This is a genomic window from Ralstonia psammae, assembly GCF_958405935.1.
GTDB classification, from domain to species: Bacteria; Pseudomonadota; Gammaproteobacteria; order Burkholderiales; family Burkholderiaceae; genus Ralstonia; species Ralstonia psammae.
In genome coordinates this window covers 192,786-204,643 of record NZ_CATZBU010000001.1, presented here as the reverse complement: position 1 = coordinate 204,643, position 11,858 = coordinate 192,786, and the positions used below count along the sequence as shown (strand labels likewise).

The window sequence follows — 11,858 nt, the reverse complement described above, 5'->3', positions numbered from 1 at the left end:
TTCGCCATTCGCGCGAGAGTGCACACAACAACAATTGGAGACCACTGCACGTGAAGCCATTCGTCTGGGGCCGCGGCCCGAAAGCCTCTCCTGACCTTGTTGCGCGTATTGCCGAAGAGGCCGGCCGCGTGGGCATGGGTATCTGCGAGGTGTCCGGCAATGTGGAGGACGTGGCCGCGCGCCTGCGCCGCCAGGCCGATGTGTTCGACCAGTTGCGCAACGCTGCCGATGTCACCATGCGCGGCAACCACGACATCGCCGTGGCCGCGCGACATGCGCGCGAAGTCGCATCGCATGCCAGCGAAGAGGTGAGCGGCTCGCGCACCACGGTGGATGCATCGCTGCGCGACATTCGCGAGCTGGCCGTTGGCGTGGCGAGCATGGAGCAGCAGATTGCTGCGCTGCGTGAAGCGCTGATCCAGGTGGCGCAGGCGTCCGAGCAGATTTCGCAGATTGCCAAGCAGACCAACCTGCTGGCGATCAACGCCGCCATTGAAGCGGCGCGCGCGGGTGAATCGGGCCGCAGCTTTGCCGTGGTTGCGGGTGCGGTGAAGCAGCTCGCGGGGCAGACCGCCGAAGCGACGCGGCGCATCGAGACCACCCTGGCCGACCTGTCCGGCCAGACCGATAAGTTGATCGGCGACAGCAGCGCGAACGTGGCGCGCGCCCAGCGTGTGGATGCAGGCACGCAGGCGATTGGCGCGGTGATTGGCGTGGCGGGCGAGGCTATCGCACGCTTCGACGCCGAGGCGACGAGCATTGCGGAATCCACTGCCGCCATTGAAGGCGAATGCGCGTCGCTCGCCCGTGAGGTGGATGCGATGGCCGAGGGTGTGAAGCAATCGAGCCACAACATCGACAACGCGCAGCGGCAGCTCTCAGGGTTGCTGGGGGCCTCGGAAACGTTGATCCGGTTGACGGCTTCAACCGGTGTGCAGAGTGCCGATACGCCGTTCATCGAAGCGGTGCAGGCCGCGGCCGGCAAGATCAGTGCGCTGTTTGAATCGGCGCTGGCGCGGGGCGATATCAACGAGGGCGATTTGTTCGATCGCGCCTATGAGCCGGTGCCGAATACCGATCCGCCGCAGCATATGACGCGCTTTACGGCGTTTACCGATCGCGTGCTGCCTGCGGTGCAGGAGCCTTTGCTCAAGCTTGATCCGCGCGTGGTGTTTTGTGCAGCGGTGGACACCAACGGCTATCTGCCGACGCACAACCTGAAGTTCTCGCAGCCGCAAGGGAGCGATCCTGTCTGGAATGCTGCCAATAGCCGTAACCGCCGCCTGTTCACGGATCGCACGGGGCTCGGGGCTGCACGCAATACCGAGGCATTCCTGTTGCAGACGTATCGTCGCGATATGGGGAACGGGACGTTCGCGATGATGAAAGACGTGTCGGCGCCGATTTACGTCAAAGGCCGCCACTGGGGTGGCGTTCGGATGGGATACAAGGTGGCCGGTTAAGGTCCGTAACGCCGGGGTTGGGGTTCCGAACTTCTCTGATGGGGTTCGGGACGTCATTGCTGACGTTCGGAACTGCATCCGAGGGGTTCAGAACTGCATTTGTTGGGTTTGGACCTTGGGCCCTTGGCGTTCGAAACGCCGTGAATGGGGTTTGGAGCCGCTTTGGGCGGGTTCGGAACCTCATCAGTGGGGTTTGGGACCTTGCTGGCGAGTATTTTTTGTTGGTGGTGCATCCCTTGTTTCATCCCCTGCCGGGGCTGACTCATTTTCTTTGTCTTGCCAAAGAAAGTAAGCAAAGAAAGGCGCGCCCGAGATGGCGACTTCCCCTTGAATTTATGTCGCAGAGAGGGAGGGGAGGCAAACTCGCTGCGCTCAGACAGGCCTCCCTTCTTTGTCCTCCCTGCAACAGAAATTCAAGGCGCCATCTAGGGCACTAACGGCCAAACCATCGTGAGGCGTGCGGTTGCGCCACGATGGTTTGTTTGCTGTTGGGCTTTAGTGTTTGCGCGTGCCTAGGATGACCAGCACGGCGGCGCCCAGCTCCAGCACGGCTACGAAGTAGAGGCCGGCGGAGAGGTGGCCTGTGCTCGTCTTCAGCCAACCGATCATGTAAGGCGCGACGAAGCCGGCCAGGTTGCCGATGGAGTTGATGAGGGCGATGCCGCCTGCGGCTGCGGTGCCGGCGAGGAACACGGCCGGGATTGACCAGAACACCGGGAATGCGGCGAGGATGCCGATCGCGGCGACGGTGAGCGAGATCAGCGCCAGCAACGGTGAGCCCAGCGTTGCGCCTGTCGCCACCAGACCGGCGCTGGCAATGAGGGCGGCAATGGCGCAGTGCATGCGGCGCTCGCCCGTGCGGTCGGAATGCGCGCCGTTCCACACCATCGCAATCGTGCCGGCGATGAACGGAATGGCCGAGATCAGCCCGATGTGGAAATTGCCCTGCACGCCCAGCTCTTTGATGATCGACGGCGTCCAGAACGCGATGGTGGCGTTGCCGCTGACCACGCAAAAGTAGATCGCCGCGCAGATCCAGACCCGGGCGTTGGCCAGCGCGGCGCCAAACGACGCGTGCTTGGCAGGGTCGCGGTTTTCCACTTCAACGGCGCGCACGACGGCGTCTTGCTCGGCAGCGGAAAGCCACTTGGCCTGGCGAGGCGTTTCCGGCAGCCACGCAAGCACGACAAAGCCGGCCAGCACGGACGGAATGCCCTCGAGCAGGAACAGCCATTGCCAGTTGGCGAGGTGGCCCACGCCTTCCATGCGGCTCATGATGAAGCCGGCAATCGGGCCGCCCACCACCCCTGCAATCGCAAACGATGTCATGAACAGGCCATTGATGCGCGCGCGGTGTGCGGAGGGGAACCAGTACGTCAGGTACAGCACCACGCCCGGGAAGAAGCCCGCTTCAAAGATGCCCAGCAGAAAGCGCATCACGTAGAACGAGGTCGGCGTCTTTACGTAGATCATCGCCATCGAGGCCAGGCCCCACAGGATGGTGATGCGCGCGAGTGTCTTGCGTGCGCCAATCTTTTCCAGCAGCAGGTTGCTCGGCACTTCAAACAGGAAGTAACCGATGAAGAAGATGCCTGCGCCCAGCCCGTACACCGCTTCGCTGAACTGCAGATCCTGCAGCATCGAGAGCTTGGCGAAGCCGACGTTGACGCGGTCGATCCACGCGAGGATGAACAGCACCACCAGGAACGGCACCAGCCGATACGCAATGCGGCGATAGGTGACTTCCAGTTCGGGACTGTGGAGCGGGCGGCTGGCCGGGTCCGTCGTGTTGGCCGGCAGGGCTGGGGTGTGCGACATGGTTTCCTCCGATAGCGTGTGAGGGCGCCGCGCTTCGTTGTGCTGCTTTTTACGAAACGCAGGCATGAGTTGGGCCCGGCGCGTCTGTAGCGCGCCTTTTGACTTGGCTTAGAGAACCGCCTGCGCGGCCCGGACGCAGGCGGGGAATGTTCTGGCGAGTCGATCAGCGCTGCAGGGCAGCCTCCACCGCCCGGCCCACGCGCAGGATGCGCGCGTCATCGTTGGCAAGACCGCAGAGCGACAGACCGACCGGCAGTTCACCGGCTGCCTGTACGGGCAGCGTCAGCGCGCAGCCGTCCAGGAAATTGATCACGCTCGGATTACGCAGCGTGAGCGCGTTGGTGCGGAAGAACTGTGCGTCATCGGCTTCGAGCGGCGCGACCTCGGGCGGCACGATGGCGACCGTCGGCATCAGCCATGCATCGAAGTTGCTCAGGCGTTTGCGTGCGGCGGCGATCACGCGTGCGCGTGCATCGATCACGTCGATGTACGCGGCCGCACTCATCTGCTCACCACGGCGGATGCGCGTGGCGACGCGCGGGTCGTACTGTGCTTCGGCACGCGCGAGCAGCGCGCGATGCCATGCCCACGATTCCGCAGCCGAGAAGCCCCCACCGCCGTTGATCTCTGGCAGTTGCAGCAGCTCGGGAAATTCGAACCGCACGATGTGCGCGCCGGCACGCTGGAGTTGTTCAACCGCGCGGTTGAATGCAACGGCGACGGTGCTGTCGAGGTCCGCGCCCACAAAGTCCTGCGTGACACCAAAACGCAACCCGGCCAGCGGTACGGCGGTGGTGTCGAACGCGCCGTTGTCAGGCGTGGCGCTCAACACAGCATCGACGATGGCGCAGCAGTCGACCGAGTTGGCTAGGGGGCCGGCCGAATCGAGCGACGTGGACAGCGGCACGCCGCCCGCCATCGGCACACGGCGCGCGGTGGGCTTGAAGCCGGTCAGATTGCAGAACGCCGAGGGAATGCGGATCGAGCCGCCGGTGTCCGTGCCCAGTGCCGCCACGGCCATGCCGCCCGCAACGGTGACGGCACCGCCCGACGTGGAGCCGCCCGCCGCGCGCGCGCCATCCGCCGGTGTGCGCGGTGTGCCGTAGTGTGGGTTCAGGCCCAGACCCGAGAACGCGAATTCGCTCATGTTAGTGCGGCCGAGCAGCACCGCTCCGGCCGTACGCAGGCGTGCCACGGCAGCAGCATCGGCAGTCGCCCGCGGCTGATCGGCCAGTGCGCGCGAACCGGCTGCCGTCACTTGGCCGGCCACGTCAAACAGATCCTTGATCGACACCGGCAACCCTGCCAGCAGCGAGGGCACGTTGCCTGCCGCACGCGCGGCATCGGCGGCGCGCGCCATGGCCAGTGCGGCTTGCATGTCGATGCTCACATAGGCGGCACCGCCGGCGGCGCGGTGCGATTCGGCGCGCTCCAGCGCGGCTTCGGTCAGCGCGACGCTGGTGGTGCGGCCGGCAGCCAGTTCAGCGGCCAGCGAGCGGATCATGTTCGGGCGGGGCGTCATCATGCGGTGGTCTCCGTTGGGTGGGGCGCGTCAGCCTTCAACAGGCAGCGTGTCGACAGCATAGCGATGGCGCAACTCGGTTCCCGACACCGGGTCGATCAGGGCCATGTCGAAGGCTTCGCCAAAGCCAAGCTCGCCGATGATGGGTTGCGTGCCGCAGAACATGGCGGTGCCCACAGGCAGCGTATCGTTGCCGGTGTAGCGGCGGATGAGGTCGCGCGGGTCGAGCATGCGCGTGACGCCGCCTTCCTGGTACAGCGCGGTCTGGCCGTCGCGGGTGCGCCAGGTCTTCATCTGCAGGCTGTCCCAATGATCGGCCAGCGCTTCGAAGCGCCACACGTCACGGCTCACGGGCTTGGCGCACATCTGCTTGGAGACCGTCACGCCATACGCTTCGACCTTGCGGTCCGTGTGGTCGGAACCGATGCCGACCAGCAGGCCCATCGGCGTGGAATACAGCACGAACTCCGCTTCACCCGACGAATCGGCGCCGGGAATCTCAACGCTTGCGTCGGTGGTCAGCAGCGAGGCCGATACGCGATAGAAGCACGGCACGCGCGTCGGACGCGCTACGCCAATGGCTTCCAGTTCGGCAATGTGGTGTTCAACGGCTTGCGCATCGCGGCCGGTCCAGCCGGCAATGACAAGGTGGTCCACGGTCACGTCGATGGGGCCGTGGCCGATCAGGTTCAGGTGCAGCGTGGTCATGCGGAATCCGGTAGAAGCGGTAGAAGCGGGAAAAGCGAACGGAAGGGAATCGGGATCAGAGCGTGCGGATGATCGTGCGGCGGAACTCGTCGATGTGCTCGCGAATAGCCTCGCGCGCAGCGGGCACGTCGCGGCGCTCCAGCGCATCGAGCACGGCGAGGTGCTCGTCGTACACGTTCTGCAGGTGTTGCGGTTCTGACAGCGAGAGGAACCAGAAGCGCGCCTGCTTCTCGTGCAGGCCGCGCAGCAATTCGGCCAGCACGCGGTTGCGCGAGGCAGCGGAAATGGCAAGGTGGAACTTGAGGTCGAGCGCGGCCAGCGCGGCAATGTCGCGGTGCTCGATCAGCGCGGGCGACGCATCGACGATGGCGCGCATGGCTTCAAAGTCCGCCGGGTGGGCGCGCTCGGCGGCCAGCGTCACGCAAAGAATCTCGTTGGTGGCGCGCACCTCGATCATGTCGAGCACATCGTTGAGCGACAGCGGCGTCACCAGCACGCCCTTGCGCGGCAGGATCTGCACCAGCCCCTCCACCTCCAGGCGATGCAGCGCCTGGTGGATGGGCGTGCGGCCCAGCCCCAGAAGCGCGCCGAGCTGCGCTTCGTTGAGCGGCTCGCCGGGGCGGAATTCGCACGCCATGATGCGGCGTTTGATCTCGTTGTAGGCGAGTTCACGCATTGCAGCGCCTTTGGGCGCATGCGCGGCAGGCTCAACGGCAAACGGGGCAGATGCGGGCGCGGGTTTGGCAGAACCGGAAACCAGCTTGATCGGACGCGACATTGGGGGTGGCTTCAAATCTTGTAAAAGTCGAGTGATGGTATTGTGATATCTCACAGAGCGTCAAGCGAGCAACACGTCGCATTTGCCTGTGTTCCGCTAGGTATTTGCCCTGACATGCCGCCAGCGGGATGGCGTTGAAATTCGTTATAGACTGCAACAAATTTCAGGGAGACAGCCATGAAGATCGCCATCATCGGGGCGGGCATCGGCGGCCTGACGCTCGCGTTGATGGCCGAGCGCCAAGGTTTCGAGGTTGAGGTGTGGGAGGCCGTGCAGACGCTGCGGCCGCTGGGCGTGGGTATCAACCTGCTGCCGCACGCGGCACGCCAATTGTGCGAGCTGGGGCTGGAAGACACGCTGAGTGCGCTGGCGATTCGTACATCCGCGCTGGCTTACTACAACCGTTTCGGCCAGCCGATCTGGCACGAGCCGCGCGGGCTGGCCGCGGGCTACGACTGGCCGCAGTTCTCCATCCACCGCGGCGAATTCCAGATGGCCCTGGCCGATGCCGTGGCCGAGCGGCTCGGTGCGGATTGCATCCGCCTTGGCCACAGCTTCGAGGCTGTGCAATCGACGGGCGAGAAGGGCGGCCCCGTGCGTTTCACGCTGCGTGATCGCACTAATGACACCGTGGTCGAATCCTCGGCCGACGTGCTGGTCGGCGCCGACGGCATCCACTCTGCCGTGCGCCGGCACTTCTACCCGACGGGCGATGCGCCGCGGTTTGCGGGCCGCATGCTGTGGCGCGCCGTCACCGAAGCCGAGCCGTACCTCGACGGCCGCACCATGTTCATGGCGGGCCATCAAGACCAGAAGTTCGTCGCCTATCCGATCTCCGAACCGCTACGCCAGCAGGGCCGCTCACGCATCAATTGGATTGCCGAACTGCGCGTGCCCGACGAGGCCCCGCCGCGCAGCGACTGGAACCGCGAGGTCGACCGCGCCATCTTCCGCAGCGCCTTTGCCGACTGGAAATGGAGTTGGATCGACATTCCAGCCTTGATCGACGGTGCGCAAGCCGTGTACGAGTTCCCGCTCGTCGACAAAGACCCGCTACCGCGCTGGACCTTCGGCCGCGTCACGCTGCTGGGCGACGCGGCGCATCCGATGTATCCGATCGGCTCGAACGGCAGCGCGCAGGCGATTCTCGATGCACGCGCGTTGGTCGATTGCCTGCTGGCCACGCGCGACACCGGCGTTGCCCTGCGCGAGTACGAGGCCGATCGCCTGCCACGCACGGCGGGCATCGTGCTGCGCAACCGCCTCAACGGGCCCGAGCAGGTCATGCAGCTCGCGCATGAACGCGCGCCCCAAGGCTTTGCGCGCATCGACGATGTGATCCCGCGCCCCGAGCTGGAGGGGATTGCGATGCGCTATAAAAAACTGGCCGGCTTCGATCCGCAGTCGCTGCGCGATCAGCCGCCCATGCCGGGCCGTGCCTGAAACACCGATACGTTCACACGCCAGAAGAGAAGAGGGGCCTATGACCATCCGCCGCACCATCTGCGCCGCTGCTGCACTGTTGCTTGCCAGCGCTGCCCATGCCGAAATCGTCGTGGGTGTGAGCCTGTCGACCACAGGGCCGTCGGCATCGCTCGGCATCACGCAGAAGAATTCACTGGCGTTCTATCCGGACACCATCGGCGGTGAAAAGCTGCGCCTCGTGGTGGTGGATGACGCCTCCGACCCGAGCACCGGCACGCGCCTGGCGCGCAAGCTGGTGACGGAAGATCACGTCGACATCATCGTTGGCTCATCCGCGGTGGCACCGTCGATCGCGATTGCCGAAGTCGCGACCGAATCGCACACACCGCAACTGGCGTTGGCGCCGGTCGAGCTGAAGCCGGGCAAGGGCGATTGGACCTATCGGCTTGCCCAGCCGATCTCGCTGATGGCCGAGGCGATTGCCGCGCGCATGGCTGCGTCTGGCGTCAAGAACGTCGGCTTCATCGGCTTTGCCGACGCGTACGGCGAGAGCTGGCTGAAGGATTTCACCGCCGCCGCCACGCCGCGCGGCATCAAGATCGTCGACGTGGAACGCTATGCCCGCGCAGATACCAGCGTGACAGGGCAGGTCGCCAAGCTGGTCAGCATCAAGCCTGATGCGATCCTCGTGGCCGGCGCAGGCACTGGCGCTGCGCTGCCGCACACCGCGTTGCGCGATCGCGGTTACGCGGGGCCGATCTACCAGACGCACGGCGCAGCAACAAAAGACCTGATCCGCATTGGAGGCAAGACCGTCGATGGGGCCATCTTGCCGGCAGGCCCGGTGATCGTGGCGGAGCAATTGCCCGACAGCCACCCGAGCAAGAAGACCGCGCTCGACTATGTGACGCGCTATGAGAAGGCCAACGGCCCCGACACGCGCACGCAGTTCGGCGCCCACACGTGGGATGCGCTGCAGGTGCTCCAGCGCATCGTGCCGGTGGCGCTCAAGAAGGCCAAGCCAGGCACGCCCGAGTTCCGCCAGGCGCTGAAGAACGCGCTGGAATCGGAGCGCGACATTGTCGTCTCGCACGGCGTGCTCAACTACACGGCCACGGATCACTTCGGCTTTGACGCGCGCGGCCGCGTGCTGCTGACCATTGACCACGGCAAATGGAAACTGTTGAACTGAAACGCCCGCGCGTGCATGGCCGCCGGACGCATCGCCGACGATAATCTAACGGTCCTTCACCAACGACACCGCCATGCCGCGTACGCCCAAAGCCGACGACCTGTACCCCGCCGTGGCCCCTTCGGGGCACTTCAACCCGCATCTGGCGGACGTGGAGTATGGCGCGCTCGATGGGCTGGTCGGCTATGCGGTGCGCCGCGCGCAACTGCACATCTACGAAGATTTCGTGCGCTCGCTGCAGACGTGGAACATCACGCCGCCGCGCTTCTCGGCCATGACCGTGATCGCGCACAACCCCAACCTCAAGCTGACCGAGCTGGCCAACATCCTGGGCGTGGCGCGCTCCGGTGCGGTGCTGCTGGTCGATACGCTGGAAGACATGGGCATGGTCGAGCGCCAGCCCGCGCCCAAGGACAAGCGCGCGTTCCGGCTCGTGCTGACCGCCAAGGGTGCGACCACCCTCGACGAAATCACCCGGGCCGTCACCGCGCACGACGCCCGCGTGACCGCCCATCTTTCGACGGATGAGCGGCAGACGCTGCTGGCGCTGCTCAACAAGCTGGCATCGGGGCCGAATTCCGCTTCCTGATCTGCAAGCCGTGCCCCCAAATGACAAGCGGCCCGGATGTGGGCCGCTTTGCTTGGGTGCGAGCGCTTCAGCGCTTGTTCGCGTCGATGGCCTTCTGCCAGAGGTCCTTGTCCGGCGGGTACAGCGAATCGAAGTATTCGCGCAGCGCGCAGATTTCCTGGACGATTTCGAACGGAAAGCCCTGGCGGCCACCGCGGTCGTCAATCTGCAGGCTGTTCAGGTAGCGCCGGCAGCCGATGAAATCCGCCCACTTGGCGGCAATTGTATTGATGATGCGCGGAAATTTCCGGCCGAGTTGGATGGGCCGCACCTGGTCGGGCAGGGACGCGAGCCACCGGATGGCGTCGCGGTTGAGCGCGAAGTCATCGGCGTTCTGCTGCTTGCGTTGAGAGGTGGGATCTTGAGTCATATCGGATGCGCATCCTTGAAGTCTAGTGTACCCCTCCCGCGCCGGGCCGCCAGCCCGACAGGCGAGGGTCTTGACGCATCCCCTGTTTGATTCGACCGCCGCCACAGCCAGTGTTCCGGCGTTTGCTTGCCGAGGCTGCGGTATGCCGCGCGCCGCACAATCCACATCCGTCTCAAGTTTTGCTCAGGCTTGCCGATAAGCCAAGCGCGGTTTGGCGCGCTGATGGACCAGAGCATCCACCAGCATAAAGCGCCTAGACTGCGAAACACGAGCCAGTGTCGGCTGGCACGCCGCTCCCCTCATTCAATCAAAAAACCGGACTTCGAGCCGAGGTAGGCAGGGTATGAAGCGAATCGATGCGAGCCAATTGCGGGTCGGCATGTTTGTGATGAAGCTGGGCGGGTCCTGGCTCAAGCATCCGTTCTGGCGAGCGCAATTCCAGTTGTCGCACCAGGGCCAGATTGACGACATCCGCAAGGCGGGTATCACCGAGATCTGGATCGACCCCGAGCGCGGCGAGGACGTCATGGCCGAGACGCTGATGCCCACCCCGGCCCCGGCGCCCGCGCCCGAGCCGCTCACGCGCGAGACCCTGGCCGCGCGGCCGCCGATCACGCCAACGTCGCTCAAGGAAGAGTGGAAGCACGCGCAGCAGCTGATGCAAAACGGCAAGGCGACGCTGGGCCACATGTTTTCCGAAGCCCGCATGGGCCGCGCACTGGAAACCGAAAAGGCGCTGTTGCTGGTGGACGATGTGTCGAACTCGCTGGCACGCAACTCCTACGCGCTGATTGCCCTGGCGCGGCTGAAGAACAAGGACGACTACACCTACCTGCACTCGTTTGCCGTTTGCGCGCTGATGGTGGCGCTGGCCAAGACGCTTGGCCTGCCTGAAGACGAGATTCGCGAATGCGGGCTGGGCGGACTGGTGCACGACATCGGCAAATCCGCCATGCCGCGCACGCTGCTCGACAAGAGTACCGCGCTCACCAAGGACGAACTCGCGCTGCTGCAGACCCACGCCGTGGGCGGCCATCACCTGCTGCAGGGCACCGGCCAGTTCAGCGAGATCGCGCGCGAGATCTGCCTGCACCATCACGAGCGCATTGACGGCAGCGGTTACCCCGACGCCCAGAAGGCCGACAGCATCAGCCTGTGGGCCAAGATGGGCGCTATCTGCGACGTGTACGACACACTCACGTCGAGCAGCCCGTACCACCATGCGTGGTCTCCCGCGCAGGCGCTGAAATACATGATGGCGCGTACCGACACCCAGTTCGATCGGACCGTGTTCCAGGCATTCACGCGTAGCGTGGGCATTTACCCGGTGGGGACGCTCGTCAAACTGCGCACCAACCGGCTGGGCGTGGTGGTCCACCAGAACGAGGCGTCTGCGCTCAAGCCGGATGTGGTCGTTTTCTATTCGGGCAACACCAAGACGCGCGTGCGCCCCGAGCGCATCAGTCTGGGCAAGTCCGACGATTCCATCGTCACCGTGGAAGACGCCACCACCTGGGGTTTGTCGGACGAGGAAGTCTCCGACATGTGCCTGGTCTGAGCCGCCGGCTCACGGGTTCACAGGTCTTCCACGGGCGGCTCTTTCTGCTCGGCTGGGTTCGGACGGGTGTCGCGCGGCACCAGTGGGCCGCCGGGCCTGCGCTTGGGCGGCTCCGGCTGGGCTTTCGGGCTCGCGGGGCGTGCCGGCGGCTGCGTCGTATCGGTTTCGGAACGGCCTGGCTGGGTAGGCATCGCGGTCTCCCGATTGGTGGATGCTTCTCTCCCAGCATGTCTCGCGCCTGACAAGTCCCCACGCTTCATGTGTATTTTTCTTAACACGGACTTCAACAAACTTCATGGCACACCCCTCTAAAGTGGGGTACGTTTGAGTCGTTGGTTTTTACATTGCTGAACAATCGCCACACATTCAGAGCGACGTCGGCAATCCGCCAAACAA

General features: G+C 64.8%; 11 protein-coding genes. 5 read left to right on the top strand and 6 right to left on the bottom strand.

All coding sequences use genetic code 11. The annotated features are described in order from the left end of the window. Window positions 1–50: 50 nt before the first annotated feature. Window positions 51–1,463 carry a methyl-accepting chemotaxis protein gene (locus R2N16_RS01005; protein ID WP_316663649.1) on the top strand — a complete coding sequence of 471 codons (1,413 nt, stop codon included), beginning with the start codon at window positions 51–53 and terminating at the stop codon, window positions 1,461–1,463. A 495-nt stretch (window positions 1,464–1,958) separates the two neighbouring features. Here R2N16_RS01005 and R2N16_RS01000 read toward each other — a convergent pair whose 3' ends face one another. From R2N16_RS01000 to R2N16_RS00985, 4 genes are all read right to left on the bottom strand, one after another. Then, a complete protein-coding gene (locus R2N16_RS01000) occupies window positions 1,959–3,281 on the bottom strand; it encodes an MFS transporter (RefSeq protein ID WP_316663648.1) in 1,323 nt (440 codons plus the stop codon). A 163-nt stretch (window positions 3,282–3,444) separates the two neighbouring features. Further along, window positions 3,445–4,806, bottom strand: a complete 1,362-nt coding sequence (locus R2N16_RS00995; protein ID WP_316663647.1) for an amidase — start codon at window positions 4,804–4,806, stop codon at window positions 3,445–3,447. A 27-nt stretch (window positions 4,807–4,833) separates the two neighbouring features. Then, window positions 4,834–5,511, bottom strand: coding sequence for a DUF2848 domain-containing protein (locus R2N16_RS00990; protein ID WP_316663646.1), 678 nt, complete (start codon window positions 5,509–5,511; stop codon window positions 4,834–4,836). A gap of 55 nt (window positions 5,512–5,566) precedes the next feature. Next, a complete protein-coding gene (locus tag R2N16_RS00985; RefSeq protein WP_316663645.1) occupies window positions 5,567–6,289 on the bottom strand; it encodes a GntR family transcriptional regulator in 723 nt (240 codons plus the stop codon). 177 nt (window positions 6,290–6,466) lie between these two features. Here R2N16_RS00985 and R2N16_RS00980 point away from each other — a divergent pair, with 177 nt between their 5' ends. From R2N16_RS00980 to R2N16_RS00970, 3 genes are all read left to right on the top strand, one after another. Then, window positions 6,467–7,732, top strand: coding sequence for a flavin-dependent oxidoreductase (locus R2N16_RS00980; protein ID WP_316663644.1), 1,266 nt, complete (start codon window positions 6,467–6,469; stop codon window positions 7,730–7,732). Window positions 7,733–7,772: 40 nt separating this feature from the next. Beyond that, window positions 7,773–8,906: an ABC transporter substrate-binding protein gene (locus tag R2N16_RS00975; protein ID WP_316663643.1), complete on the top strand. Its 1,134-nt coding sequence runs from the start codon at window positions 7,773–7,775 to the stop codon at window positions 8,904–8,906. Window positions 8,907–8,979: 73 nt separating this feature from the next. After that, a complete protein-coding gene (locus R2N16_RS00970; RefSeq protein ID WP_316663642.1) occupies window positions 8,980–9,495 on the top strand; it encodes a MarR family winged helix-turn-helix transcriptional regulator in 516 nt (171 codons plus the stop codon). Window positions 9,496–9,562: 67 nt separating this feature from the next. Here R2N16_RS00970 and R2N16_RS00965 read toward each other — a convergent pair whose 3' ends face one another. Beyond that, window positions 9,563–9,904 carry a hypothetical protein gene (locus tag R2N16_RS00965; protein ID WP_316663641.1) on the bottom strand — a complete coding sequence of 114 codons (342 nt, stop codon included), beginning with the start codon at window positions 9,902–9,904 and terminating at the stop codon, window positions 9,563–9,565. Between the two features lie 343 nt (window positions 9,905–10,247). On the opposite strand from R2N16_RS00965, the gene R2N16_RS00960 reads away from it, so the two are divergent. After that, window positions 10,248–11,462: a cyclic di-GMP phosphodiesterase gene (locus tag R2N16_RS00960; RefSeq protein WP_316663640.1), complete on the top strand. Its 1,215-nt coding sequence runs from the start codon at window positions 10,248–10,250 to the stop codon at window positions 11,460–11,462. A 17-nt stretch (window positions 11,463–11,479) separates the two neighbouring features. Here R2N16_RS00960 and R2N16_RS00955 read toward each other — a convergent pair whose 3' ends face one another. Beyond that, window positions 11,480–11,653, bottom strand: a complete 174-nt coding sequence (locus R2N16_RS00955) for a hypothetical protein (protein ID WP_316663639.1) — start codon at window positions 11,651–11,653, stop codon at window positions 11,480–11,482. Window positions 11,654–11,858 lie beyond the last annotated feature (205 nt).

Coding starts and splice junctions, on each gene's coding strand:
- R2N16_RS01000 (WP_316663648.1), bottom strand. CDS start 3,281: ATGTCGCACACCCCAGCCCTGCCGGCCAACACGACGGACCCGGCCAGC.
- R2N16_RS00995 (WP_316663647.1), bottom strand. CDS start 4,806: ATGATGACGCCCCGCCCGAACATGATCCGCTCGCTGGCCGCTGAACTG.
- R2N16_RS00990 (WP_316663646.1), bottom strand. CDS start 5,511: ATGACCACGCTGCACCTGAACCTGATCGGCCACGGCCCCATCGACGTG.
- R2N16_RS00985 (WP_316663645.1), bottom strand. CDS start 6,289: ATGTCGCGTCCGATCAAGCTGGTTTCCGGTTCTGCCAAACCCGCGCCC.
- R2N16_RS00980 (WP_316663644.1), top strand. CDS start 6,467: ATGAAGATCGCCATCATCGGGGCGGGCATCGGCGGCCTGACGCTCGCG.
- R2N16_RS00975 (WP_316663643.1), top strand. CDS start 7,773: ATGACCATCCGCCGCACCATCTGCGCCGCTGCTGCACTGTTGCTTGCC.
- R2N16_RS00970 (WP_316663642.1), top strand. CDS start 8,980: ATGCCGCGTACGCCCAAAGCCGACGACCTGTACCCCGCCGTGGCCCCT.
- R2N16_RS00965 (WP_316663641.1), bottom strand. CDS start 9,904: ATGACTCAAGATCCCACCTCTCAACGCAAGCAGCAGAACGCCGATGAC.
- R2N16_RS00960 (WP_316663640.1), top strand. CDS start 10,248: ATGAAGCGAATCGATGCGAGCCAATTGCGGGTCGGCATGTTTGTGATG.
- R2N16_RS00955 (WP_316663639.1), bottom strand. CDS start 11,653: ATGCCTACCCAGCCAGGCCGTTCCGAAACCGATACGACGCAGCCGCCG.